This window comes from Gemmatimonadota bacterium, from assembly GCA_016714015.1.
Taxonomy (GTDB): domain Bacteria; phylum Gemmatimonadota; class Gemmatimonadetes; order Gemmatimonadales; family Gemmatimonadaceae; genus Pseudogemmatithrix.
This window is the reverse complement of sequence record JADJNZ010000004.1, coordinates 193,262-219,168: the sequence shown is the minus strand read 5'-3', so window position 1 is coordinate 219,168 and position 25,907 is coordinate 193,262. Positions and strand designations below refer to the sequence as shown.

Sequence of the window (25,907 nt, the reverse complement as noted above, 5' to 3'; positions counted from 1 at the left end):
TCAGGGCGCTCGGGCCAGCGCCGCCCGCCCAAGCCCGAACGGCGTCAGGTCGAACCGACTCGCCCCACCCTGCACCAGGTCCACGAGCACCTCCCCGATCGCGCTCGAGAACTTGAACCCGTGCCCCGAGCACGGCGACGCGACGATCACGCGGTCCGCGGCCGGGTGCCGGTCGATGATGAACTGCTCGTCCGGCGCGTTCGTGTAGGTGCACACGCCCGTCTCACGCAACGCCCCCGACGCCGCCGGCATGAACCGGTCGAGCAACGAGCGCAGGTGCATCGCCTCCGACGGGTGCACGACGCGATTCACCTCCGCCGGAGTCGTCGCCGGCCCATGGTGATGCAGTGCGACCTTCACGCCGTCGCCGGTGTCGGGGAACCCGTACCACATCGTCCCCTCCGTCACCTCGCCGAGGAATACCGGGAACCGCTCGGGGGCGAAGAGCCGTGCATCGCGCGCCGGCGCGAACCAGTAGAGCACGTTGCGTTGCACGGTGAGCGGCATCGCCAGTTCGCGGAGCAGCTCCTGCACCCACATGCCCGCCGAGATGACGAGATGCGAGGCGCGGTACGTCCCGCGCTCGGTCTCGACGACGACGCCATCACCCTCCTGTTTCCAGCGAAGCACGGGCTCGCGTCGATGGACCTTCGCGCCCAGCCGCTCGGCGACCCCGATCGCCGCGCCGATCGCCGCCTCGGGCGCGAGCATCCCCGCCCGGTGCTCGAGGATCCCGGCCCACCGATCGCTGACGAGGAAGGCCGGGAACCGCTGACGCATCTCGGCGGCGGTGAGGGACTCATAGGCGAGGCCGTGTAGTTCCGCGCTCCGCCGTGCGCCGGCGACCAACACGCCATCCGGTGGGCCGTAGCAGAGTCCGCCGGTCCGTCGATAGATCGTGACGCCCGACTCGGCCTCGAGTTCCGCCCACCGCTCGTACGCACGCTGCACCAGCGGCACGTAGACGGGGTCCTCGAAATACGCTTCCCGGATGATCCGCGACTTCCCGTGGCTCGAGCCCTGATCATGTGGCGGCGCGAAGCGGTCGAATCCGATGGCCCGCAGGCCCCGGCGGGCGCATTCGGCGAGCGTCTGGCTCCCCATGGCGCCCAGCCCGGCGACGATGACGTCGAAGTGCGCGGTCATCCCGGAGCTTGCCACCTCCGGGCCCACGCCGCAATGTCCGGCGTGCCACAGAACGCTCGCCCCCGGCTGTTCCTCGTCGTCCCCATCCTCGCGGCGGCGGTCCCGGTCGTCGCGCTCGCCGTCCTCTATGGGGCGAGCGAGTGGCGCCTGCGGCAGTTCACCACCCCCGCGACATACTCGCACGAGATCCGTGCGGACTTCGCCACGCGCAGCGCCGGCGAGCGCATCGCCCGCACCCGCGGCTGCCACAGCTGCCACGGCGCCAATCTCGAAGGGAAGGACTGGTCCGCCGAGTGGACCCGGATGGGGCGCGTGATCGCCGTGAACCTCGCCCGGTACGCGCGAGAGGAACCGCCGGAGGTCCTCGAGCGGGCGATCCGACACGGGATCGGACGGGACGGGCGCGCGCTGTACTCGATGCCCTCCTACAACTTCAGGTACCTGTCCGACGAGGACCTCGGGGCGCTCATCACCTACCTGCGTCAGCATCCCGTCTTCCCGGACACGCTCGGGGTCCCGTACCACTCCCTCGAGGTCCGCTGGGCGCTCGCCTTCGGCGACGAAGTGCAAGCGGCCGAACTGGTCACCGAGGTCCCGCCCCTGCTCACGTCCGCCACCGTCGATGGCCCGGAGATCGCCGGCGGCGAGTATCTCGCGATGACGGCGTGCAACGAATGCCATGGATTCGACCTGCGCGGGGGCGGCCCGGTCGAGGAGCGGACGCCCGACCTCGCGATCGTCGCCGCCTACACGCGGGAGGAGTTCGGCACCCTGCTCCGGACCGGCGTGAGCCGCGACGGCAGGAGCGAACTGCGCCTCATGAGCCGGACCGCCCGGAACCGGTTCGTCCACTTCACCGAACAGGAGGTGGACCGTCTCTACGCCTTCCTGCGGACGCTCGCGGCGCGTCCCATCGCGGTGAACGTGCCCTGGCGCTGGGGCGACTGAGAAGGCGCGATTCGTTCGGCAGGGTGCTAACTTCCGGGACGCCCCCCGCGCACCCATCGCCCCCGAGCGCGTGTCCCACCGACTGCTGGTCACTGACGAGATCGACCCTGACGGCCTCGCCCTCCTCCGGGCCGTCCCCTCGTTCCATGTCGACGAGGTCCCCACCCTCCCCGCCGACGAACTCCTCCGCCGCATCGGCGACTACGACGCCATCATCGGGCGGAGTGCCACGCGCATCTCGGATGCGCTCCTCCGCGCGGGAACGCGGCTCCGCGTCGTCGGCCGCGCCGGGGTCGGCGTTGACAACATCGCGCTCGACTCGGCCACCGAACTCGGCATCGCGGTCATCAATGCCCCCGCCGGCAACACGGTCGCGGTCGCCGAGTTGTTCTTCGGCGTGATCATCGGCCTGCTGCGCCATCTGCCGCGCGCGCAGTCGTCGATGCATGAGGGACGTTGGGAGCGCTCGGCGCTCATGGGCTCCGAACTCCGCGGAAAGGTCCTCGGGATCGTCGGCCTGGGACGCATCGGGTCCGCCGTCGCCACGCGCGCGCGCGCCTTCGGGATGGAGGTCGTGGCCTTCGACCCGTACATCCCGGACGACCGGTTCGTCGCGATGCAGGTCCGTCGCATGCCGACGCTGGAGTCACTGCTCTCCGCCTCCCAGTTCTGCTCGCTGCACGTCCCGCTCACCGACGAGACCAAGGGGATGATCGGGTCGGCGGAACTCGCGATGCTGCGGCGCGGCGCGATCATCGCCAACCTCGCGCGCGGCGGCATCATCGACGAGGCGGCGCTGGCCGAGGCGCTGCGGTCCGGGCACGTCGGCGGGGCGGCGCTCGACGCGTTCTCGAAGGAGCCGCTCACCGGCGAGCACGCCTTCCGTGGCGTCCCCAACCTCCTCCTGACGCCGCATCTCGGCGCCTCCACCGTCGAAGCGCAACGCAACGTGGCGGTCGACGTCTGCGAGGCGGTGCGTGACGCCCTGCTGGACGGCGAGCTCTCGCGCTCGATCAACGTGACCGGCGGCCCCGACGACTGGCGCGCGCTGCAGCCGGCGTTGGTCGTCGCGCGGCGCATCGCGAGCGTCGCCCGCGCGCGCCTCGCCGACCGCGGCGCGCGCGCGGTGGACGGCATCACGCTCAAGACCGGCCCCGAACTGGTGTCGTCGCGGCGCGTCCTCCTCTCGGCCGCGGCGGCGGGCGCGCTCGAGGGCGCGGTCGAACACGACCGGCTCAACCTGATCAACGCGCGCGCGATCGCCGCCGCGCGCGGCATCGAACTCTCGGTCGCCGAGGGCGGGGATGCCCCGCATCCGCGCGCGATCGAGGTGCGCCTGCATGCGGGTGGCGAGGAACTCCGCGTGGGCGGCGTCGCCTCGGGCGACGGCCCGCCGCGCCTCACGCGCATCGGCCCGTACCACGTGGATGTCGCGATGAAGGGGCAGCTCGTCGTCCTCACCAACCACGACGTGCCCGGCGTGATCGGGCGCGTGGGCACCGCGCTCGGTGATGCGCAGGTGAACATCGCCGAGTACCACCAGGCCCGGCTCGCGCAGGGCGGCGAGGCGCTCGCGGTGATCGCCGTCGACGGCAACGTCGGCGCCGAGGTGCGCCGCGTGCTGCTCGCCCTCCCCGACGTGCTCACCGCCACCGTCGTGCAGTTCCGCGACGCGTGAGCACGATCGTCCGCGACCCGGCGGTGCTCGAGGGCTACGCGCGCGACGCGTCGGGCCTGAAGCACGTGCCCGAGGGCCTCGCGCGGCCGGGCTCGCGCGACGAGGTCGTCGCGTTGCTGCGGGAGACGGCCGCGACCGGCACCGCCGTCACGCCGGCCGGCGCGCAGACGAGCACCACCGGCGCCTCCATCGCGCGCGAGGGGATCCTGCTCTCGATGCGCGCGATGGACCGCGTCCTCGATGTCGACGTCGCGAACCGCACCGCGCGCGTGGAGCCCGGTGTCCTGCTCGGGGCGCTCAACCACCAGCTGCACGCCGACGGCCTCTTCTTCGCCCCCGATCCGACCAGCGACGAGACCTGTTCGCTCGGCGGCGCGATCGCGTGCAACGCCTCCGGACCGCGCACCCTGATGTACGGCGCGACGCGCGCCCACGTGCGCGCGCTCACCGTCGCCCTCGCCGATGGCAGCGTGCGCGAGTTCAGCCGCTCGCGGGTGGAGAAGAACACCGTCGGGTACATGCCCACGCACGACCTCGTCGACTGGTTCGTCGGCAGCGAGGGAACGCTCGGCGTCGTCGTCGCGGCCGAACTCGCGCTGCTCCCCCGCCCGGAGCGCGAGACCGGACTCGGCATCCCCTTCCCCGGGCCGGGTGAGGCGATCGCGTTCGCGCGCGCCGCGCGCCGCTCCCGGAAGATCGTGCCGCGCTGCCTCGAATACTTCGACGCCGAGGCGTTCCGGATCGCGCGCGGCGGCGGCCATGGGGCGGCGACGGCCAGCGGGTGGGGCCAGGACGGCCAGGTGATGCTCTACGTCGAGGACTGCACCGACGGCGACCTCGAGATCAACGAGTGGCTGCTGCTCGCCGAGACGTATGGCGCGAGTGATGCCGACGTGCGCGTCTTCGAGGGCGAGGCGGCGATCCGCGAGGCGCGCCGTCTGCGCCATGCGGTCCCGGCGGCGATGCACGAACGCACCGCGAAGTTCCTCGCGCGCGGTGGACGTCGCATCTCGACCGACTGGGCGGTGCCCATCGAGAAGGTCGAGCAGGCGATCCTCCTCGCCAACGGGTTCGCCGTCGAGGCGGGACATCCGCCGGCGGTCACGTACGGGCACATCGGGAACGGGCACCCGCACCAGAACTGGGTCGCGAAGGACCCCGACGAGGTCGCCTCGCTCGAACTGGTCGTGGAGCGCACCCTGCGCGCAGTGATCGCGATGGGCGGCACTGTCGCCGCGGAACATGGGATCGGCAAGCTCAAGGCCCGGTGGCTCGGCCTGCAGGCGGGACCGGAGCAGGTGGCGATCATGCGCGCGACGAAGCGCGAGTTCGATCCGGCTGGGCGGATGGCGCCGGGCAACATCCTTGGCTGAAGGCGTCGCGCCCTTCCCGCCGCGCACCGTGGTGCTCGACGCGGATTCGACGCTGGCCGGCATCGAGGGCATCGACTGGCTGGCCGAGCGCCGACCGGCCGCGGTGGCGACCCGCATCGCAGAGCTCACGAGTGCCGCGATGGCCGGCACGCTCCCGCTCGATCAGGTGTACGCCGAGCGCCTCGCGGCGGTGGCGCCGGGCCGCGCGGAGCTCGACGCGCTCGGCGACGCCTACGTCGCCGCGGTCGCGCCGGGTGCGGTCGAGTGCGTCTCGGCACTCATTGACGCAGGCATCCGACCCCTCATCGTGAGCGGCGGGCTCCGCCTCGCTTTGCTGCCCCTGGCGGCGCACCTCGGCATCCCGGCGTCGGACGTGCACGGCGTGGAGCTCCACTTCGCAGCGGATGGCAGGTATGCCGACTACGACCGCGAGAGTCCGCTGGCCTCACAGCGGGGCAAGGCGACACTCGTCGCCGCGCTCCTCGCGACGGGCGGACTCGACCGTCCCTTGGTCGCGGTGGGCGACGGCAGCACCGACCTCGTCATCCGGACCGAGGGGGTCGCCGACGCGTTCATCGCCTTCACCGGCTTCGTCGCGCGCGACGCCGTGGTGCGCGGTGCCGACTTCCAGTGCCACACCTACGAGGGCCTGCGCGCCCTCCTGCTCCCTTCCACATGACCCACACCGGCGAGTTCGGCACCTTCTTCCTGCCCGGCCCCACCGAGGTGCGCGCCGAGGTGCTCGAGGCGATGCTCCTCCCGATGCTGCCGCACCGCGGCGCGCGGTACGAGGCGCTGCATGCTCGGATCGTCACCGGGCTGCAGCAGGTCTTCCGCACGCAGCGACCGGTCTATCTCATGAGCTGTTCGGCCACCGGCGCGATGGAGATGGCGATCCGCGGCGCCCCCGAGGGGCCGATCCTCTCGCTCGTGAACGGGGCCTTCTCGGAGCGCTTCGCGCGCATCGCGCAGTCGTGCGACCGTTCGACGCGCGTCCTCTCCGTCCCGCTCGGGGACACGCCGCATCTCGAGCAGGTGGAGGAGGCGCTCGTGGAGGGGGGCGCCGGGGGTGCCCCGTTCGCCGCGGTCACCGTCGTGCACTCCGAGACGAGCACCGGTGCGCTCACCGACATCCACGCGATCACCGAGCTCGCGCATCGCCATGGCGCGATGTGCCTCGTGGACAGCGTCACCGGGATCGCGGGGACACGCGTCGAGACCGACGCCTGGGGACTCGACTTCGTGCTCACCGGCTCGCAGAAGGCGCTCGCGCTCCCGCCGGGCCTCGCCTTCGCCGTCGCCAGCGAGGCCTACGTGCTCCAGGCCAGCAACGCGCCGTCGCGCGGGCGCTACCTCGACGTCGTCGAGTACGAGGAGTTCGCGCGCCGCTCGCAGACGCCCAACACGCCGGCGCTCTCGCTCCTCTACGCCGCCGAGTGCCAGCTCGAGCAGATCCGGTTCGAGGGGATCGAGGCCCGCTGGATCCGGCATGCGGAGATGCTCGCGCGCACCGAGCGGTGGGTGGAGCAGTTGCGCGGCGACGGCATGGACATCGGGTACCTCTGCCGCGCCGGCGAGCGCTCACCGACCGTGAGCACGCTCACGCTCCCGGAGGCGATGACGGCGAGCGCGGTCGTGAAGCGCGTGGCCGAACTCGGTTTCGTGATCGGGACCGGGTATGGCGCGCTCAAGGAGAAGACTATCCGTATCGGGCACATGGGCGACCACTCGGTGGACACGCTAGAGCCGTGCCTCGAGGTGGTGGAACGGACGCTGCGGGGGCGGTAAGCGCAGGCCGCGTCGGGCGACTACTACGGCGATAGTTGACAAGGCGGACCCCGGGTCGCATGCTTGTACTATCCGCGTAGTACTTGCCCCGCCCCACCGGAGGTCCCGATGGATGATGTCTCGCTCGGCAGCCGCGAACTCGACGTGATGGCAATCCTCTGGGAGCATGGCAGCGGGACGGTCGGCGAGATCCACGAGCGGCTCGACGCCGACCTTGCCTACACGACCGTCCTCACCATACTGCGCAAGCTCGAGACGAAGGGCCTGCTCCGCCGCGAACCCGAGGGACGCGCGCACCGCTATTTCCCGAAGGTGAAGCAGCGCGCCGCTCAGAAGTCGGCGTTGCACCGGATCCTCGCCGGATTCTTCGGCGGATCGCCCGAGGCGCTCGTCGCGCATCTCGTTGACGACCATGACCTCGACCCCGCGGAGTTGCGTGCGCTCGCGGCGCGGATCAGCAAGGCCGCCACGGGGAGAAGAACGACATGATCGCCACGTGGATGATCGCGGCGACCCTCTTCGGTGTGGGCTCCGCCGTCGCGGCGACGGCCCTGGATCGAGCATTGCGGTTGATCGGCCGTCAGGCACGCATCGTTTGGCTCATCGCACTCGCTGCGACACTCGGCTGGCCGCTGCTCGCGCCCCTCCTCTTCCGCCCGGTCAAGTCCGCCGCGGCGGTGCGCATGGCGGGCGGAGGCTTGCCGGACGCTGCCGCCGCGGGGATCCCGACGCTGGCGGCGGCACCGAGTCTCACGGTGACGGCGCGCGCACTGCTCGAACGCTTCGACCGCCCGCTCGCGGTGCTCTGGGGCGCGGCCACGCTGCTCCTGCTCCTGCGTGCAGGCCTCTCCATGCGCGCCTTGCGCCGGCTCGCCGCGCTGGCCGAACCACGCCGCATCGATGGACAGTCCGTTCTCGTGTCGTCCGCAGCGGGCCCCGCGGCGTTCGGCATCCTCGCGCCGCACATCGTGCTACCCCGCTGGTCGCTCGACCTCGAGCCCGAGATGCGGGAGATGGTGCTCCGCCATGAACGGGAGCACCTCGCGGCGTCCGATCCGGCAGTGTTTACGCTCGCCTGGCTCGTCGCAGCGCTGATGCCGTGGAATCCCGCGCTCTGGCACATCGCGCGACGGCTCCGCGTCGCGACCGAGCTCGACTGCGACCATCGAGTGCTGCAGCAGGGCACGGATGCGCAGCGCTACGCCAGACTCCTGCTCCTCATCTCCCAGCGCCAGACGCCGGCGGCGTTCGCCGCGCCGATGGCCGGGTCGCCATCAACGCTTCACGAGAGGATCTCCGCCATGCACGCCACACGTCCCGCTCAAGCGCCTCTTCGCGTCGCTACGCTCGTCGCCGTCGCCCTCGTCGCCGGGATGATCGCAGCGTCCCCTGCACTGGCGAGCGAACTCGCCGTCGCCGCGCGCTTCCTCCCGAAGGCTCCGGTCGCGCCGCAGACGCCCGGGCCGGGATCAGCACGCCCCGCAAAGCCGACTCGCGTGAGCGAACCGAACAGGGTCCGTGAACTGCCGCTGGTGGTGGTGAGCCCCGACCGCTCGGTCGAGGTGCCGTTCCAGCAGCCGCCACGGCGGGCGGTGGCGGACACGACCAAGCGGCCCGCGGCGCGGCGCGACAGCGCGCGGGTCGCCGCGGACTCCATCGCGAAGCGAGCCGGCTACGTCGACTTCAAGGTGGACACGCAGGTGGTGTTCGCGCCGGGCGGGTCGCCTTCGCCGAGCTACCCTGACATCCTGCGCTCGGCAGGTGTCTCGGGCGAGGTCGTGATGCAGATCGTCATCGACACGAGTGGTCTGCCGCTCCCGACGACGCTCAAGGTGGTGCGTAAGTCGCACGATCTGTTCGACGCGAGCGTGCGTGCCGTCGTCCCTCAGATGAGGTTCGTGGCGGCCACCGTCGGTGAGCAGAAGGTGCGGCAGCTCATCCAGCTCATCTATCGGTTCGAGTTCGCGGGTGCATCGCCTTCGCCAGTACCGCTCATCTCGCCGAACCTGCGCAGCTTCATCATCACGGTAACGGCGCCACCGCGATGAGTGCCGCTCAACGCACACGGAACACGAACACCGTCTGCCGCGGCATGACCTCCATGGGCGTGTAGTCGCGGAACGAGCCATCCGCCGCCACCGGGATCGCGGTGGCGCGGATGGGGCCGCCCGACGCGGCGTCGGAGACCCAGCGCGCCTTCCCCGGCCCCGTGAGCAGGTCGAGCGGCGCATTCGCTCCGGGCGGGAGCGACGCCGCACCGGCGGAGAGCTTCAGTCCGCGCAGGTGATCGACCCCGACGTTCGCGACCACGAGCACCGCCTCGTCCCCGGCACGACGGATGAACGCGACGACATCCGGCGTGTTGCTCTCGACGAGGATCAGCGTGCCCTCGGCGAGTGCACGCACCTCGCGGCGCGCGTGGATGAGCGTCGCGTAGAGCCGGTGCAGTGACTCCGGATCGCCCTGCTGCGCCCCGACGTTGGCGCGCAGCGAATCCGCGGCGAGCGGCTGCCACGGCGTGCCGCTCGTGAAGCCCGCGTGCGGCGCATCCATCGTCCACGCCATCGGCGTGCGGATCAGCTCATCGGGCTTGTCGCCGGTCATCCCCAGCTCCTCGCCGTAGTACACGAACGGGAGCCCGGGCATCGTGAACTGCAGCACCGCCGCGACCTTCGCCTTCGCGAGGTCGCCGCCGAGCACCGTCGCGGTGCGCGGTTGGTCGTGGTTGCGGAGGAACGGGGACCAGCGCCAGGCGGGGACCGAGTAGGCGAGCCGCATCGCCGGCGCGACGATCCCCGTCCCGCGGCCGTCGCGCACGCCGGCCAGGATCGAGTCGCCGATCTCGAACGCGAAGTAGCCGTCGAGCTGGTCGCCGTAATACGTGAGCAACGCCGCGGTGCTGTCGAACACCTCACCGATGGTGAACACCCCGGGCTTGGTCCGCATCAGGTGGGCCTGATAGTCCCGCAGCACCTGGTGGGTCCCCGGCGTGTCGTCGGCCTGGCCGTCAGCCTCGACGAGGAATTTCACGGCATCGAGGCGGAATCCATCGACGTCCATCTCCGTGAGCCAGTATGTCGCGACCCGCCGCATCTCCTCGAGCGCGTCAGGGTCCTCATAGTTCAGGTCCGGCATCCCCTTCCAGAAGAAGCCGTAGTAGTACTCGTCGCGGAGGGGCGACGTGTGCCAGTTGTCGCCGCCCCACTTGTTCAGCGGCCCCTTCTCGGGCTGGAACCGGAAGAGGCGACGCTCAGGCGCCGCCGGATCGGCGAGGGCCTTCTGGAACGCCGGGTAATCGCTCGAGACATGATTGAGCACCATGTCCACGAGCACGACCATTCCGCGACGGTGCGCCTCCGCGACGAATCGCTTGAACTCGTCGGTGGTCCCGTAGTCGCGCTCGACCGCGTAGTGATCCACCGGGTCGTACCCGTGATAGCTCGGGGCTTCGGCGACCGGCATGAGCCAGAGGCACCGCACGCCGAGATCGCTGCGCGTGGCGGGGTCGCCATCGTTCAGGTAGTCGAGGCGCGCCGTCAGTCCCTTGAGGTCGCCCATCCCGTCCCCGTCCGAATCGGCGAACGACCGGACGAAGATCTCGTAGCAGGTGGCCCCGCTCGCCCACGTGGGCGGGGTCCGCGCGAGGTCCTCGGGCGGCGTGCAGGCGAGGGTCGCGGCCAACAGGGCGGCACCGGTCGCGGGGCCGAACGGCCGGCCGGCGAACGCGGAGAAAAGGCGAGTCTTCACCTCGGGTACATTAGCTGTCCACCGGGTGGTTCCGACAGTGGAAAATGTGGGTCGGACAGGGCGCGGACTGGCGATTCCGTGGCCATATTTCCGTCAGCGAATTCGTCGGTCGTCCTCCCCCCGCTCCACCATGTCCTCGAGTCCCAGCGCTCCCTCCGCATCGATGCCTGCCCCGGCAGGCCCGGACGCCGTCGCCGCCTTCCGCGCGACCGTCGTGAACAAGCTGCTCTACTCCGTCGGCAAGGACACCGCGCACGCGCGCGACCGCGACTGGTACGTCGCCACCGCGCTCGCGACGCGCGACCAGGTCACGGGCCACTGGATGGAGGCGACCCGCCGGACCTATCGCGAGGGGCCGAAGCGCGTCTACTACTTCTCCCTCGAGTTCCTCATCGGGCGGCAGTTGATGGACGCCCTGGGCAACCTCGGGCTCACCGAGGTCGCGCGTCAGGCGCTCAAGGAGCTTGGCGTCGATCTCGACAAGCTCCGCACCCTCGAGCCCGATCCGGGCCTGGGCAATGGTGGCCTCGGCCGTCTCGCGGCGTGCTTCATGGAGAGCATGGCGACGTTGCAGGTGCCGGCCTATGGCTACGGCATCCGCTACGACCACGGGATCTTCCGGCAGCAGCTGCGCGACGGGTGGCAGATCGAGCTCCCCGAGGAGTGGCTCTCCGCCGGTTTCCCGTGGGAGTTCGAGCGCCCCGAGGTCGCATACCCGATCGGCTTCGGCGGCCATGTGGACGTCGTCGACGGGCCTGATGGCAAGCCGCGGTCGGTCTGGCATCCCGCCGAGTCGGTGAAGGCGGTCGCGTACGACACGCCGATCACCGGCTGGCGCGGCGTGCACGTGAACACGCTGCGGCTCTGGTCGGCGCGGGCGATGGACCCCATCGATCTCGCGGACTTCAATCGCGGCGACCACGTCGGCGCACTCGCCGATCGCGTGCGCCTCGAGGCGATCTCGCGCGTGCTCTATCCGAGCGACGACACGCCGGCGGGGCACGAGCTCCGCCTCCGGCAGGAGATCTTCTTCGCGAGCGCCTCGCTGCAGGACCTGCTCCGCCGGCATCTCCGCCAGTACGGCGAACTCACGTCGCTGCCGGACCACGCGGCGATCCAGCTGAATGACACGCACCCGGTCATCGCGATCCCCGAGCTCATGCGGCTCCTCGTGGACGTGCACGGGATGGCCTGGGACGCCGCGTGGGAGATCACGCGGTCGGTGTTCAACTACACCAACCATACGCTGCTCCCCGAGGCGCTCGAGAAGTGGTCGGTCTCGCTCATGGAGGGGCTGCTGCCCCGCCACATGCAGATCATCTACCTGATCAACGCCGAGCACCTCGACGCGCTGCGCGCGCGCGGCGGGGCCGAGCCGCGCCAGCTGGCGACGGTCTCGCTCATCGAGGAGAACGGCGCGCGGGCCGTGCGCATGGGGAACCTCGCGTTCCTGGCGGCACACAAGGTGAACGGCGTCTCGGCGCTGCACACCGAGCTGATGCGCCAGACGGTCTTCAAGGACTTCCACGCGCTCTACCCGACGCGGATCGTCAACAAGACCAACGGCATCACCTTCCGCCGCTGGCTCTTCGAGGCGAACCCCGGCCTCACGGCGCTCATCTCCGACACGATCGGACCGGCGTTCAAGGATGACCTGGAGCGGCTCCGCGACCTCGAGCCGTTCGCCGACGACCCCGACTTCCGCGCCCGGTACGCCGCCGTGCGCCGCGCCAACAAGGTCGCGCTCGGGCGGATCGTGACCGACACGCTCGGGACGCGCCTCGATCCGGACGCGCTCTTCGACGTCCACATCAAGCGCATCCACGAGTACAAGCGGCAGCTGCTCAACATCCTCGAGACGATCGCGATCTACAACGCGATGCGGGCGCGACCGCAGGATGACTGGGTGCCGCGCGTGCGGATCCTCGCCGGCAAGGCCGCGGCGGGCTATCACACGGCGAAGCTCATCATCAAGCTCGCGAATGACGTGGCGAAGGTCATCAACCGCGACCCCGTGATCCGTGACCGCCTCAAGGTGGTCTTCCTCCCGAACTACAACGTGAGCCTCGCCGAGTCGATCATCCCGGCGGCGGACCTCTCGGAGCAGATCTCCACCGCGGGGATGGAGGCGTCGGGCACCGGGAACATGAAGCTCGCGCTCAACGGCGCGCTCACCATCGGCACGCTCGACGGCGCGAACATCGAGATCAGCGAGCAGGTGGGGCGCGACAACGTCTTCATCTTCGGGCTGCTCGCCGCCGAAGTGGCCGAGCGCCGGCAGCAGGGTCTCGACATGACGCAGACCATCGCCGCGTCGCCCGCGCTGCGGCAGGTGCTCGACGAGCTCGCCCAAGGCGTGTTCTCGCCCGACGACCGGGGCCGGTACCGTCAGTTGGTCGAGAACCTGCGGCACTTCGACCACTTCATGGTCTGCGCCGACTTCGACGCGTTCCACGGCGCGCAGTACGAGGTCGGGAAGCAGTGGCGGCAGCCGGACCTCTGGTGGCGCAAGGCGGTCCTCAACACCGCGCGCATGGCCTGGTTCTCGTCGGACCGCACCATCCGCGAGTACGCGTCCGAGATCTGGAATGCCGAGCCGCGGCGATAAGCCGGCCGCGCCGAAGAAGAAGAAGGCCGTCGCCAGGAAGGCGCCGGCGAAGCCCACGCTCGCGCCCGAGGTCGTGGACGCGCTCGTGGCGGGGACGCACGGCGATCCGTTCGGCGTCCTCGGCATCCACAAGGTCGGACGCGGCCATGTCGTCCGCGCGTTCATCCCCGGTGCGGAGTCGGTCGAGGCGATCGACGCGGCCGAGCAGGTCATCTCGCGCCTCGAGCGGCGACACGATGACGGCCTCTTCGAGGGGCGCATCAAGGGCCGGCTGCGCTACTGGCTGCGCGCGCATCGCGGCGACGACCACTGGATCATCGACGACCCTTACGCGTTCGGCCCCGTCCTCGGCCCCATGGACGACTGGCTCCTCGGCGAGGGGACCCACGCCCATCTCTACGAGCGGCTCGGGGCGCACCTCGTCACGCACGAGGGCGCGGTCGGCGTGCATTTCGCCGTCTGGGCGCCCAACGCGCGGCGCGTGAGCGTCGTCGGCGACTTCAACGAGTGGGACGGCCGGCGGCACGTCATGCGCCTGCGGCACGGCACCGGCGTCTGGGAGATCTTCGTCCCCGGCCTCGCCGAGGGCACGCTCTACAAGTACGAACTGACGGCGAACGACGGGTCGCTCCTGCCGCTCAAGGCGGACCCCGTGGGATTCGCGGCGGAGCTGCGGCCGAGCACGGCCTCGCGCGTCTTCGACACCTCGCGGCTGTGCTGGACCGACCACGAGTGGATGGCGCGGCGTGCCGACGGCGACCGGCGACGCGCGCCGATGAGCATCTACGAGGTGCACCTCGGGTCCTGGCGCCGCGGGGACGGCGAGCGCTGGCTCACCTACGACGAGCTCGCCGACCAGCTGGTGCCCTACGTGAAGGAGATGGGCTTCACGCACGTCGAGCTGATGCCCGTCAACGAGCACCCGTTCGACGGCTCGTGGGGCTACCAGCCCGTGGGGCTCTTCGCGCCGACGTCGCGGTTCGGCGACCCGGCGGCCTTCGCCCGCTTCGTCGACCGCTGTCACGTCGAGGGGATCGGCGTCATCATCGACTGGGTGCCGGCGCACTTCCCCAGCGATGCCCACGGCCTCGCGCGCTTCGACGGCACCGCGCTCTACGAGCACGAGGACCCGCGGCTCGGGTTCCATCCCGACTGGAACACCCTCATCTACAACTTCGGGCGCCGCGAGGTGGTGAACTTCCTCGTCGCGAACGCGCTCTTCTGGCTCGACGTCTACCACATCGACGGCCTCCGCGTGGACGCGGTCGCGTCGATGCTCTACCTCGACTATTCGCGGAAGGCGGGCGAGTGGATCCCCAACCGCTTCGGCGGGCGGGAGAACCTCGAGGCGGTGGAGTTCCTCAAGCGCATGAACGAGACGGTGTACGCCCGCTTCCCCGGCGCCTTCACCGTGGCCGAGGAGAGCACCGCCTGGCCGGGCGTCTCGCAGCCGACCTTCAACGGCGGGCTCGGCTTCGGCTTCAAGTGGAACATGGGGTGGATGCACGACACCCTGCAGTACATGGCCGAGGACCCGGTGCATCGCCGGTGGCACCACGACAAGATGACCTTCGGGCTGGTCTACGCCTTCACCGAGAACTTCATCCTGCCGCTCTCGCACGACGAGGTGGTGCACGGCAAGCGGTCGTTGCTCGACAAGATGCCCGGGGACGGCTGGCAGAAGTTCGCGCAGCTGCGCGCGTACCTCGCCTTCATGTGGGCGCATCCCGGCAAGAAGCTGGTCTTCATGGGCGACGAGTTCGGCCAGGGGAAGGAGTGGGACCACGAGCACTCGCTCGACTGGCACCTGCTCGACGTCGCCTGGCATCGCGGCGTGCAGGCGCTCGTGAAGGACTGCAATGCCCTGCTCCGCGCGGAACCGGCGCTGCATGCGCGCGACTGCGAGGGGGAGGGATTCCAGTGGATCACCGTCGACGACCGTGACAACTCGGTCCTCGCGTGGGTCCGCTACGGCGGCGAGGGCACGCGGCCGGTCGTCGCGGTGGTCAACATGACGCCGGTGCCGCGGCCGGCGTACGCGATCGGCGTGCCGTGCGCGGGACGCTGGCGCGAAGCGCTCAACACCGACTCCGCGCTCTACGGCGGGTCGAACGTCGGGAACGGCGGGAGCGTCCATGCGCGGCAGGAGGCGAGCCACGGCCTCCCCTGCTCCGCGACGGTCGCGCTCCCGCCGTTGGCGACGGTCTGGCTGGTCCACGAAGGCTGAGCCCCATCCCGGAGAGCTCCATGTCCGACAAGGTGACCTACTCCACGCCGATCTCCCGCTCCACCATGGCCTACGTCCTCGCCGGCGGGCGGGGCTCGCGCCTCATGGAGCTCACCGACCGGCGCGCCAAGCCGGCGGTCTACTTCGGCGGCAAGTCGCGCATCATCGACTTCTCGCTCTCCAACGCGCTCAACTCCGGCATCCGCCGCCTCGCGGTGGCGACGCAGTACAAGGCGCATTCGCTCATCCGCCACATGCAGCGCGGCTGGAACTTCCTGCGCACGGAGCGCAACGAGAGCTTCGACATCCTGCCGGCCTCGCAGCGCGTGAGCGAGGACAAGTGGTACATGGGCACCGCCGACGCCGTCTTCCAGAACATCGACATCATCGACGGCTACGGCCCCGAGTACCTCCTCATCCTCGCCGGCGACCACGTCTACAAGATGGACTACGAGCGGATGCTCGTGCAGCACGTGAACTCCGGCGCGGACGTCACCGTCGGGTGCGTCGAGGTGCCGCTCGAGGACGCCAAGGGCTTCGGCATCATGCACGTCGGCGCCGACGGGCGGATCCTCGACTTCTTCGAGAAGCCGCCGCAGCCGCCCGAGATGCCCGACAAGCCGGGCTGGGCGCTCGCGAGCATGGGCATCTACGTCTTCAAGCGCACCTTCCTCAACGAGCAGCTCCGGCGCGACGCCGCCGACCCGGACTCATCGCGCGACTTCGGCAAGGACATCATCCCCTTCCTCGTGAAGCACGGGAAGGCCGTCGCGCACCGCTTCACCGAGAGCTGCGTGCGCGGCCGCGCCGAGAACGAGGTCTACTGGCGCGACGTCGGCACCATCGACGCGTACTGGGAGGCCAACATCGACCTCACCGACGTCGTCCCGCAGCTCGACATCTTCGACAAGGAATGGCCGATCTGGACCTACGGCGAGATCACGCCCCCCGCCAAGTTCGTCCACGACCTCGACGGCCGGCGCGGCGAGGCCATCTCCGCGCTCGTCTCGGGCGGCTGCATCGTCTCCGGCGCCGTCGTCCGCCGCTCGCTCCTCTTCACCGGCGTGCAGGTGCATTCGTTCGCCAACGTCGAGAACGGCGTGATCCTGCCCTACGTCGACATCGCGCGCGGCGCGCGCCTCAAGAACGTGGTCGTGGACCATGGCGTGCGCATCCCCGAGGGCCTCATCGTCGGCGAGGACCCGGTCCTTGATGCGGCACGGTTCCGACGGTCGGCCGGCGGCGTCTGCCTCATCACGCAACCCATGATCGACCAGCTCGGCGCCTGATGTCCGACCGCACGATCCGCGTCCTCTCCGTCGCGTCGGAGGCCTACCCGCTCGTCAAGACCGGCGGGCTCGCCGACGTCGTCGGTGCGCTCCCGCGGGCGCTCGCGCGCGAGGACGTCTCCGTCCGGACGCTGCTCCCCGGCTATCCGGCCGTGCTCGCCGCGATGGGCGACGCGCGCGTGGTCCACGAGTACCGCGACCTGATGGGCGGCCCCGCGCGGCTCCTCGCCGGCGAGGGGGGCGGCCTCGACCTCCTCGCCATCGAGGCGCCGCACCTCTATCGCCGCACCGGCAATCCGTATCTCGACGCGCAGGGGCGCGACTGGAGCGACAACGCGCTCCGCTTCGGCGCGCTCGCGCGCGTCGCCGCGGACATCGGCCGCGGGCTCCTCCCCGACTCCGTGCCCGACGTCCTGCACGCGCACGACTGGCAGGCCGCGCTCCTGCCCGCCTACCTCGCATACGAGGACGGGCCGCGGCCGGCCACCGTCCTCACGATCCACAACCTCGCCTTCCAGGGCCAGTTCCCCGCCGACCTGCTCGAACCGCTGGGACTCCCGCCACGCGCGTTCCACGTCGATGGCGTCGAGTATTACGGCGGCATCGGCTACCTCAAGGCCGGCCTCGCGCTCGCCGACCGCATCACGACCGTCTCGCCGACCTACGCCGCCGAGATCCGCACCAACCTCGGGGGCATGGGACTGGGCGGCCTGCTGCAGAAACGCGGCGACGCGGTCTCGGGGATCCTCAACGGCATCGACACCGACGTCTGGGATCCGGCGCACGACGCGCATCTCGCGGCCCCGTTCGATGCCAAGCGGCTCGCCGCGCGCGCGATCGACAAGGCCGCCCTGCAGGCGCGGCTCGGGCTCGACGCGGCGCCGAAGGCGCTCCTCTACGGCGTCGTGAGCCGACTCACGGGGCAGAAGGGCATGGACCTCGTCCTGCAGGCCCTCCCGACGCTGCTCGCGCAGGGGGCCCAACTCGCCGTGCTCGGCTCCGGCGAGCCCGCGCTCGAGGCCGCCGTGCTCGACGCGGCGAAGGCGCACCCGGGGCGTATCGCCGCGGTGATGGGCTACGACGAGTCACTGGCGCACGCCATCCAGGGCGGCGCCGACGCGCTGCTCGTGCCGTCGCGCTTCGAACCCTGCGGGCTCACGCAGCTCTGCGCGCTCCGCTACGGCGCGATCCCCGTCGTCGCGCGCACCGGCGGCCTCGCCGACACGGTCGTCGACGCCAACGAGATGGCCCTCGCCTCGAAGATGGGGACCGGTGTGATGTTCTCCCCGGTCACCGTCGAGGCGCTCGCGCACGCGCTCGAGCGGACCGCCGCGATCTTCGCCCAGCCGACGGCGTGGCGCGCGCTGCAGAAGCGCGCGATGGCCACCGACGTGAGCTGGGCGCGCCCAGCCAAGCAGTACGCCCAGCTCTACCGCGCGCTGCTCGCCGAGCGCGACCTCCTCCAGGTCAAGGCCGACTGACCATGGCCCGCGTCCTCCCCGGGAGCCCAGCGCCGCTGGGGATGACGCTGACGGAACGCGGGGCGGAGTGCGCGGTCCACTCGCAGTACGCGACGCGCATCGAGGTCTGCCTCTTCGACGACGCCGGGGAACGCGAGGTCGCGCGCATCCCCCTCCTCGACCGCGTCGGCTCGGTCTTCCATGGAACGATCGACGGCGTCACCTCGGGCACGCGCTACGGCCTGCGCGCGCACGGGCCCTGGGCGCCCAACGAGGGACACCGGTTCAATCCGACGAAGCTGCTCGTCGATCCCTACGCGCGCGCCCTCGACCGGCCGTTCACGCTCCATGCCTCACTGCGCGGGCAGCTCCCCGACGGCACCCGCGACGAATCGGACAGCGCGGCGCACGTGCCCAAGGCGATCGTGCTCCCCGCCCGGGACGCCTGGCTGCGCGGGTACGAGACGGCGCGCGGCCGACGCGCGACCGCAGGACGCCGCCCGTCCCACGCGTGGAGCGACTCGGTCATCTATGAGATGCACCTGCGCGGCTTCACCCGGCAGCATCCCGACGTGCCGGCGCATCTCCGCGGTACGGCCGCCGGACTCGCGCACCCCGCCGCGATCGAGCACCTCGTCAGGCTCGGCGTCACGGCGGTGGAGCTGCTCCCCGTGGCGGCCGCGATCGACGAGGGGCATCTCGCCAAGGCGGGGCTCGTCAACTACTGGGGCTACAACACGATCGGCTGGATGGTGCCCGATGCGCGCCTCGTCCCCGACGGCATCGGCGAGCTCCGCGAGTGCGTGACGGCGCTGCACGAGGCGGGGATCGAGGTCCTGCTGGACGTGGTCCTCAACCACAGCGGCGAGGGCGATGCCTTCGGTCCCACGCTCTCGCTGCGCGGCCTCGACAACGCGACCTACTATCGGCTCGTCGACGGTGATGCCGCACGCTACGTGAACGACACCGGCACCGGGAACACGCTCGCCCTCGACCGCGCCCCGGTCACGCAATTGATGCTCGACACGCTGCGGCACTGGGCGGAGTGGACCGGCGTCGACGGCTTCCGCTACGACCTCGCCGCGACCCTCGGACGCCGTGACCGCGGCTTCGACCCGCACGCACCGCTGCTCGACGCCATCACCGACGACCCGATGCTCCGGGCGCTGAAGCACATCGCCGAGCCGTGGGACATCGGCCCCGGGGGCTACCGCCTCGGGGAGTTCCCGTCCTCCTGGGGCGAATGGAACGACCGCTATCGGGACCGCGTCCGGCACTTCTGGCGTGGCGACGGCGAGTACGTCGGCGACCTCGCGACGCGCCTCTCCGCCTCGCCGGACCTCTTCGCCGGCCGGCGACGTCCCCCCTCGCGGTCGGTGAACTTCGTCACGGCCCACGACGGGTTCACGCTGCGCGACCTCGTGAGCTACGAGCGGAAGCACAACGAGGCCAACGGCGAGGGTAACCGCGACGGCACCAACGCGAACCACTCGTGGAACCACGGTGTCGAGGGACCGACGGACGATCCCGCGGTGCGCACCGCGCGCGCGCGCGACGTGCGCGCCCTGCTCGCGACGCTCCTCCTCTCGCGCGGCACGCCCATGCTCACCATGGGCGACGAGCTCGGGCACACGCAGGGCGGCAACAACAACGCGTACGCGCAGGACAACGCCACGACCTGGCTCGACTGGGATGGCGCCGACCGGGACCTCGCCGCCTTCACGGCGCGCCTCATCGCGCTCCGCAAGGCACAGCCGGCATTGCGCGAGGATCGCTGGCTCACCGGCACGCCGCGCAGCGCCGGCGAACCCGACGACGTGCGCTGGCTGCATCCTGACGGCCACGAGATGTCGTACGAGGACTGGTCGTCCGGACGCGTACGGACGCTCATCGCCGACCTCGCCGGCCCCGACGGATCGCGCCTGCTGCTCGCGCTGCACGGCGGCGCGCATGACGTCCCGATGCGACTCCCGGCGCCACGGCCCGGACGACAGTGGCATCAGCTGCTCGATACCGCGCGGACGCACGACGACCAGCCCGACGGCGTCGCCCCGCACGAGATGGCCCTCACCCTCCATGCCCGTTCCGTCGCGCTGCTCCTCGAGGAGCCGACGGCGGAGACGGCAGACACTCCCATGGCCTTCCCCCGCACCGCGGGCGTCCTGCTCCATCCGACGTCCATTCCTGGTCCCTGCGGCATCGGCGACCTCGGCCCCGATGCCCATCGCTTCGTCGACGTGATGGCCGCCAGCGGCATCAAGCTCTGGCAGGTCCTCCCCATCGGGCCCACCGGGTACGGCGATTCCCCGTACCAGTGCTTCTCCGCCTTCGCCGGCAACCCGATGCTCGTGCACGTCCCGGGGTGCGAGGGGGACTTCCCCGCGCACCAGGTGGACTGGGGGGCGGTGATCCCGCGCAAGCGCGCCGCGCTCCGCGCCGCGACCGACGCCTTCAAGCCGGACGACGCGTATCGCCTCTTCACGAGCGAGCAGGCGTGGTGGCTCGAGGACTACGCGCTCTTCATGGCGCTCAAGGAGGCGCACGGCGGCGTCCAGTGGACGCAGTGGGACCAGGGCGCCCGCCGGCGCGACCCGGCGGCGCTCGAGAGCTGGCGCACCCGGCTTGCCGTGGAGATCGAGCATCATCGCCGCGTGCAGCACCTCTTCTTCCAGCAGTGGGGCGCCCTGCGCGCGCGCTGTGCCGCGGCGGGCATCCGCATCATGGGCGACCTGCCCATCTACGTCGCGCACGACTCCGCCGACGTCTGGGCCGAGCCGAAGTACTTCAAGCTCGACGACCGCGGCCGGCCGCTCGCGCAGGCCGGCGTGCCGCCCGACTACTTCAGCGCCACCGGCCAGCTCTGGGGCAACCCCATCTACGACTGGGACGCGATGCGCGCCGACGGCTTCGCTTGGTGGATCCGGCGCATGCGCGCGATGTTCGCGCACTTCGACGTCGTGCGCATCGACCACTTCCGCGGCTTCGAGGCCTTCTGGGAGGTGCCGGGCCAGGACACCACCGCGGTGAACGGCCGCTGGGTGAAGGCGCCGGGCGACGAGCTGTTCACGGCGATCACGCGGGCGCTCGGTCCCCTGCCCATCGTCGCCGAGAACCTCGGATTGATCACGCCGGAGGTCGAGGCGCTGCGCGCGAAGTTCGGCTACCCGGGGATGAGCATCCTCCAGTTCGCCTTCGGGTCGGACGGGAGCGCGAACGACTTCCAGCCGCACACGTATCCGCGCAGCCGCGTGGTGTACACGGGCACGCACGACAACGACACGACCGTCGGCTGGTGGCACTCCACACCGGGCGGCGGCTCGACCCGCACGCAGGCCGACATCGACGCCGAGCAGGCGTTCGCGCGTCGGTACCTCGGCACTGACGGGTCGGAGATCCATTGGGTGCTCATCCGCGCCGTGCTCGCGTCGGTCGCGGACACCGCGCTCATCCCCATGCAGGACCTGCTCGGCCTCGGCTCCGAGGCACGCATGAACCTCCCCGGTCGACAGGGTGGCAACTGGGGATTCCGCTTCACGTGGGACCAGCTCACGCCGGACATCCCCCGCCGGCTGCGCGAGCTGGTGGACCTCTATCAACGCTAGCACGCGAGGCCACATGGCAGCGAACACCACGCCGACCAAGATCTCGACCATCTGGAACATGAGCTTCGGCTTCCTGGGCATCCAGTTCGGCTGGGGGCTCCAGATGGCGAACATGAGCGCGATCTACGAGTACCTCGGGGCCAAGCCGGACGAGATCCCGATGCTCTGGCTCGCGGCGCCGCTCACCGGGCTGCTCGTGCAGCCGATCATCGGGCACATCAGCGACAACACCTGGCACCCGCGGCTCGGGCGCCGGCGGCCGTTCTTCCTCATCGGCGCCGTGCTCAGCTCGCTCGCGCTCATCGCGATGCCCAACTCGAGCTCGCTCTGGATGGCCGCCGGCCTCCTCTGGATCCTCGACGCGAGCATCAACATCTCCATGGAACCGTTCCGCGCCTTCGTCGCCGACCTGCTGCCGCAGCAGGAGCGCACGCGCGGCTTCGCCATGCAGTCGTTCTTCATCGGCGCGGGCGCGGTGATCGCCTCGGCGCTGCCCTGGATGATGACCAACTGGTTCGGCGTCACGGGTGCGAGCGCTGGCGGCATCCCCGTGACGGTGAAGCTGTCGTTCTACGTCGGCGCGGCGGCGTTCTTCGGGGCGGTGCTCTACACCATCCTCACGACCCCCGAGAAGCCGCCGGTGGACATGGCCGCGTTCGCGGCGAAGAAGAAGGCCGGCGCCGGCATCGGCAACGTCGCGAAGGAGATCATCGACGCGATCACGCACATGCCGGAGACGATGCGGCAGCTCGCCCTCGTGCAGGTCTTCACCTGGCTCGGGCTCTTCTGCATGTGGCTCTACTTCGGCACCGCGGTCGCGACCGGGGTCTTCGGCGCCGCGGACGCGAGTGACCCGCGCTACCAGCAGGGGATCGAGTGGGCCGGCCTCTGCTTCGGCGCGTACTCGCTCGTCACGTTCTTCTTCGCACACTTCCTCCCGCCCATCGCCAAGCGCACCGGCCGGAAGGGCACCCACGCGCTCTGCCTCCTCGCCGGCGCGGCGGGCCTCATCTCGGTGCGCTTCATCCACGACCCGAACATGCTGATGCTCTCCATGCTCGGCGTCGGCATCGCGTGGGCGAGCACCCTGTCGATGCCCTACTCGATCCTCGCCGGCGCGATCCCCGAGGGCAAGACGGGCATCTACATGGGCATCTTCAACTTCTTCATCGTCATCCCCGAGATCGTCGCCGCGCTCGGCTTCGGCTGGGTGATGAGCAACCTGCTCGACAATGACCGCATGGCCGCGGTGACCGCCGGCGGCGTCTGCATGATCATCGCCGCGCTGCTCGTCACCCGCGTCACCGACAAGGGGGAGGCGGCGGCGTGACGACGCACCGGACGCTCCGCGCCGCGTTCGCGGCGCTCGCACTCGCCCTGTCATCGGCAGGGATCACGGGGCCGCTCGCCGCACAGGCGGGCGGCCCCGCGCCCGTCGTCGAGAAGGTCGACCCGCCCAGCTGGTGGGTCCCGAGCACCGTGAACCCGGTGCGCGTGATGATCCGCGGCAAGCACCTCGCCGGCGCCACGCTCGCCTGTGGGCGGCTCACCTGCACGAACCTGAAGGTCAACGCCGCCGGCACCTACGTCTTCGCCGACGTCCGCATCCCTGGCACCGCGTCACCGGGCAAGTATCCGCTCACGCTCCGCACCGCCGCCGGCACCGCCGACGCGAGCTTCGAGATCACCGCCCCGCTCCCGCGCCGCGGCCGCTTCCAGGGCTTCGGCAGCGACGACGTGTTCTATCTCGTGATGCCCGACCGGTTCGCGAACGGCGATCCGTCCAACGACGATCCCGCCCGCTCGGCGGGGATGCACGACCGCCGGCAGCCGAAGTACTACCATGGCGGCGACCTGCGCGGCATCCGTCAGCGGCTCCCCTATCTCAAGTCGCTCGGCATCACCGCGCTCTGGCTCAACCCGGTCTACGACAACATCGACCGCATCAGTCGCATCGAGACGCCCGCCGGGCAGGCCGACTACCACGGCTACGGCGCGGTGGACTTCTACGGCGTCGAGGAGCACGTCGGCGACCTCGCCGAGTATCGCGCGCTCGTGGACGACGCGCACGCGCTCGGCATCAAGGTGGTCGCCGACATGGTCGCCAATCACACGGGGCCGTACCACCCGTGGGCGCAGGACCCGCCGACGCCGACGTGGCTGCACGGGACGCCCGAGAACCATCCGAACAACACCTGGCAGACCTGGAGCATCGCCGACCCGTACGCCTCGCCCGAGGTGACGCGCGAGACCATGGACGGCTGGTTCGTCAACATCCTCCCCGACCTGAACCAGGACGACCCCGAGGTCGCGCGCTACATCACGCAGAACACGCTGTGGTGGGTGGCGATGACGGGGATGGACGGGATCCGGCAGGACACCTGGCCGTACGTCCCGCGCCGCTTCTGGAGGCCGTGGATGGCGGCGATCAAGCGTGAGTTCCCGGCACTGCGCGTCGTGGGCGAGGTGTACGACGGCGATCCGGCGATCCTCGCGTTCCACCAGGGCGGCGTGACGCAGTGGGACGGGATCGACGCCGGCGTCGACGCCCTCTTCGACTTCCCGCTCTTCTATCCCATCCGGGGCGCCTTCGCCGAGGGCCGCTCGGTGCGCGGCCTCGCCGAGACGCTGGCGAAGGACCGGCTCTACAAGGATCCGTCCTCGCTCGTGACCTTCCTCGGCCTCCACGACGTGAGCCGCTTCATGGGCGAGCGCGGGGCGACGATCGCCGGGCTCAAGCTCGCCTACACCTTCCTGCTCACCACGCGCGGCGCGCCGCTGCTCTACTACGGCGACGAGATCGCCCTCGAGGGCGGGAACGATCCGGAGAACCGCCGCGACTTCCCCGGCGGCTGGCGGGAGGACGCGCGCAACGGCTTCGAGGCCAGCGGGCGCACGGCGGAGCAGCAGGAGCTCTGGACGCATATCCAGCGCCTCCTCGCGTTGCGTCAGGAGCGGCGCGACCTGCGGGGTCCCGCCACGCAGAACCTCGTCGTCAGCGACCAGCTGTACGTCTATCGGCGCGGCAACACCGTCGTCGCGATCAACAACGACACCGCCGCGGTGCTCGCACGCATCCCCATCGGCATGCTCGGTGCCGACCTGCTCGGCGGCTGCGGCGCCCCCGCCGGGTCGGGGCTCGCGGTGGAGGTGCGCATCCCCGCGCGCACGGGCTGCCTCCTCCCGGTGACATCGGTCGCGGTGCCGGGCCCATCGTTGGGGGTCACGGGGCGACGCGTCGTGATCCCGACGTTCGAGTCGAAGCACGTGGAGGGGCGCCAGGTCGAGATCTGGCTCCCGCCCGGCTACGTCCGCGGTGACACGACGCGGTACCCGGTGCTCTACATGCACGACGGGCAGAACGTCTTCGACCCGGCGACGAGCTACGGCGGCGTCGATTGGGGCGTGGACGAGACGATGACGCGCCTCATCGCCGAGCGCCGGATCCGCCCGGCGATCGTCGTCGCGGCCTGGAACACGCCGAAGCGCGCGCAGGAGTTCATGGCGGAGAAGGCCATCCCGCCGGGCGCCGACAGCGTGTCAGCCGGAGCCGGCCGCTATCGCTTCGGTGGTCCTTTCCTGGCCGACGAATACCTGCGCTTCCTGGTGGAGGAGCTCAAGCCCTACATCGACCGCACCTACCGCACGCGCCCGGGCCGCGCCGACACCTACGTGATGGGCTCATCCATGGGCGGCATCATCTCGCTCTACGCGGCGGCCGAGTATCCGCAGGTGTTCGGGGGGGTCGGGGCGGTGAGCACGCACTTCCCCGTCGGCGACGGGAGCGTGATCGACTATCTCGCGCGCACGATGCCGGCGCCGGCGTCGCACCGGATCTGGATGGATCGCGGTACCGCGACGCTCGACGCGACGTATCCGGCGTTCCAGGCGCGGGCGGACTCGGTGTTCCGGGCGGCGGGGTATCGCGAAGGGCCGGGCTTCTCGACGAAGGTCTACGATGGCGCGGCCCACGACGAGCGGTCGTGGCGGGTGCGGTTGAATGAGATCCTGACGTTCCTGCTGGGGAGAGACGGATGAAGG

16 protein-coding genes are annotated in these 25,907 nt (G+C 70.8%); 14 read left to right on the top strand and 2 right to left on the bottom strand.

All coding sequences use genetic code 11. The features are described 5' to 3' along the window. A complete protein-coding gene (gene solA, locus IPJ78_08160) occupies positions 1-1,146 on the bottom strand; it encodes an N-methyl-L-tryptophan oxidase (protein MBK7906524.1) in 1,146 nt (381 codons plus the stop codon). Positions 1,147-1,188: 42 nt separating this feature from the next. Here solA and IPJ78_08155 point away from each other — a divergent pair, with 42 nt between their 5' ends. From IPJ78_08155 to IPJ78_08125, 7 genes are all read left to right on the top strand, one after another. Then, a complete protein-coding gene (locus IPJ78_08155; protein ID MBK7906523.1) occupies positions 1,189-2,094 on the top strand; it encodes a c-type cytochrome in 906 nt (301 codons plus the stop codon). Positions 2,095-2,164: 70 nt separating this feature from the next. Then, positions 2,165-3,772, top strand: coding sequence for a phosphoglycerate dehydrogenase (locus IPJ78_08150; GenBank protein MBK7906522.1), 1,608 nt, complete (start codon positions 2,165-2,167; stop codon positions 3,770-3,772). After that, on the top strand, positions 3,769-5,145 hold the full coding sequence (locus tag IPJ78_08145; GenBank protein ID MBK7906521.1) for an FAD-binding oxidoreductase: 1,377 nt from the start codon (positions 3,769-3,771) through the stop codon (positions 5,143-5,145). Before IPJ78_08150 ends, IPJ78_08145 begins: the two co-directional genes overlap by 4 nt. Continuing rightward, a complete protein-coding gene (locus tag IPJ78_08140) occupies positions 5,138-5,824 on the top strand; it encodes an HAD-IB family phosphatase (protein MBK7906520.1) in 687 nt (228 codons plus the stop codon). The genes IPJ78_08145 and IPJ78_08140 overlap by 8 nt, the downstream gene beginning before the upstream one ends. Continuing rightward, positions 5,821-6,933 carry an alanine--glyoxylate aminotransferase family protein gene (locus IPJ78_08135; protein MBK7906519.1) on the top strand — a complete coding sequence of 371 codons (1,113 nt, stop codon included), beginning with the start codon at positions 5,821-5,823 and terminating at the stop codon, positions 6,931-6,933. Before IPJ78_08140 ends, IPJ78_08135 begins: the two co-directional genes overlap by 4 nt. A 108-nt stretch (positions 6,934-7,041) precedes the next feature. Further along, the gene (locus IPJ78_08130) at positions 7,042-7,422 is read left to right on the top strand and encodes a BlaI/MecI/CopY family transcriptional regulator (GenBank protein ID MBK7906518.1); all 381 of its coding nucleotides are present in this window, start codon (positions 7,042-7,044) and stop codon (positions 7,420-7,422) included. Then, positions 7,419-8,981, top strand: coding sequence for a TonB family protein (locus IPJ78_08125; GenBank protein ID MBK7906517.1), 1,563 nt, complete (start codon positions 7,419-7,421; stop codon positions 8,979-8,981). Before IPJ78_08130 ends, IPJ78_08125 begins: the two co-directional genes overlap by 4 nt. 7 nt (positions 8,982-8,988) lie before the next feature. Here the strand turns inward: IPJ78_08125 and IPJ78_08120 are convergent, their stop codons facing one another. Then, complete coding sequence (locus tag IPJ78_08120) at positions 8,989-10,680, bottom strand: alpha-amylase (protein MBK7906516.1); 1,692 nt, start codon at positions 10,678-10,680, stop codon at positions 8,989-8,991. 130 nt (positions 10,681-10,810) lie between these two features. Here IPJ78_08120 and IPJ78_08115 point away from each other — a divergent pair, with 130 nt between their 5' ends. Genes IPJ78_08115 through IPJ78_08085 form a run of 7 tightly spaced genes read left to right on the top strand, consistent with a single transcriptional unit; the run spans position 10,811 to position 25,904 of the window. Then, the gene (locus tag IPJ78_08115) at positions 10,811-13,288 is read left to right on the top strand and encodes a glycogen/starch/alpha-glucan phosphorylase (protein MBK7906515.1); all 2,478 of its coding nucleotides are present in this window, start codon (positions 10,811-10,813) and stop codon (positions 13,286-13,288) included. Then, a complete protein-coding gene (gene glgB / locus IPJ78_08110; protein MBK7906514.1) occupies positions 13,269-15,515 on the top strand; it encodes a 1,4-alpha-glucan branching protein GlgB in 2,247 nt (748 codons plus the stop codon). Before IPJ78_08115 ends, glgB begins: the two co-directional genes overlap by 20 nt. Positions 15,516-15,535: 20 nt before the next feature. Beyond that, on the top strand, positions 15,536-16,804 hold the full coding sequence (glgC, locus tag IPJ78_08105; protein ID MBK7906513.1) for a glucose-1-phosphate adenylyltransferase: 1,269 nt from the start codon (positions 15,536-15,538) through the stop codon (positions 16,802-16,804). Then, positions 16,804-18,285, top strand: a complete 1,482-nt coding sequence (gene glgA / locus IPJ78_08100) for a glycogen synthase GlgA (GenBank protein MBK7906512.1) — start codon at positions 16,804-16,806, stop codon at positions 18,283-18,285. Before glgC ends, glgA begins: the two co-directional genes overlap by 1 nt. A gap of 2 nt (positions 18,286-18,287) precedes the next feature. Next, positions 18,288-21,866 carry a glycogen debranching protein GlgX gene (gene glgX, locus IPJ78_08095; GenBank protein ID MBK7906511.1) on the top strand — a complete coding sequence of 1,193 codons (3,579 nt, stop codon included), beginning with the start codon at positions 18,288-18,290 and terminating at the stop codon, positions 21,864-21,866. Positions 21,867-21,924: 58 nt separating this feature from the next. Beyond that, entirely contained in the window at positions 21,925-23,196 is a 1,272-nt protein-coding gene (locus tag IPJ78_08090; GenBank protein ID MBK7906510.1) for an MFS transporter, read from the top strand. Then, on the top strand, positions 23,193-25,904 hold the full coding sequence (locus tag IPJ78_08085) for a cyclomaltodextrinase N-terminal domain-containing protein (protein ID MBK7906509.1): 2,712 nt from the start codon (positions 23,193-23,195) through the stop codon (positions 25,902-25,904). The genes IPJ78_08090 and IPJ78_08085 overlap by 4 nt, the downstream gene beginning before the upstream one ends. Positions 25,905-25,907: the final 3 nt, after the last annotated feature.

Bases quoted from the DNA above. Each gene is read 5' to 3' on its own strand.
- solA (MBK7906524.1), bottom strand. From the start codon at position 1,146: ATGACCGCGCACTTCGACGTCATCGTCGCCGGGCTGGGCGCCATGGGG.
- IPJ78_08135 (MBK7906519.1), top strand. From the start codon at position 5,821: ATGACCCACACCGGCGAGTTCGGCACCTTCTTCCTGCCCGGCCCCACC.
- IPJ78_08130 (MBK7906518.1), top strand. From the start codon at position 7,042: ATGGATGATGTCTCGCTCGGCAGCCGCGAACTCGACGTGATGGCAATC.
- IPJ78_08125 (MBK7906517.1), top strand. From the start codon at position 7,419: ATGATCGCCACGTGGATGATCGCGGCGACCCTCTTCGGTGTGGGCTCC.
- IPJ78_08115 (MBK7906515.1), top strand. From the start codon at position 10,811: ATGTCCTCGAGTCCCAGCGCTCCCTCCGCATCGATGCCTGCCCCGGCA.
- glgB (MBK7906514.1), top strand. From the start codon at position 13,269: ATGCCGAGCCGCGGCGATAAGCCGGCCGCGCCGAAGAAGAAGAAGGCC.
- glgC (MBK7906513.1), top strand. From the start codon at position 15,536: ATGTCCGACAAGGTGACCTACTCCACGCCGATCTCCCGCTCCACCATG.
- glgA (MBK7906512.1), top strand. From the start codon at position 16,804: ATGTCCGACCGCACGATCCGCGTCCTCTCCGTCGCGTCGGAGGCCTAC.
- glgX (MBK7906511.1), top strand. From the start codon at position 18,288: ATGGCCCGCGTCCTCCCCGGGAGCCCAGCGCCGCTGGGGATGACGCTG.
- IPJ78_08090 (MBK7906510.1), top strand. From the start codon at position 21,925: ATGAGCTTCGGCTTCCTGGGCATCCAGTTCGGCTGGGGGCTCCAGATG.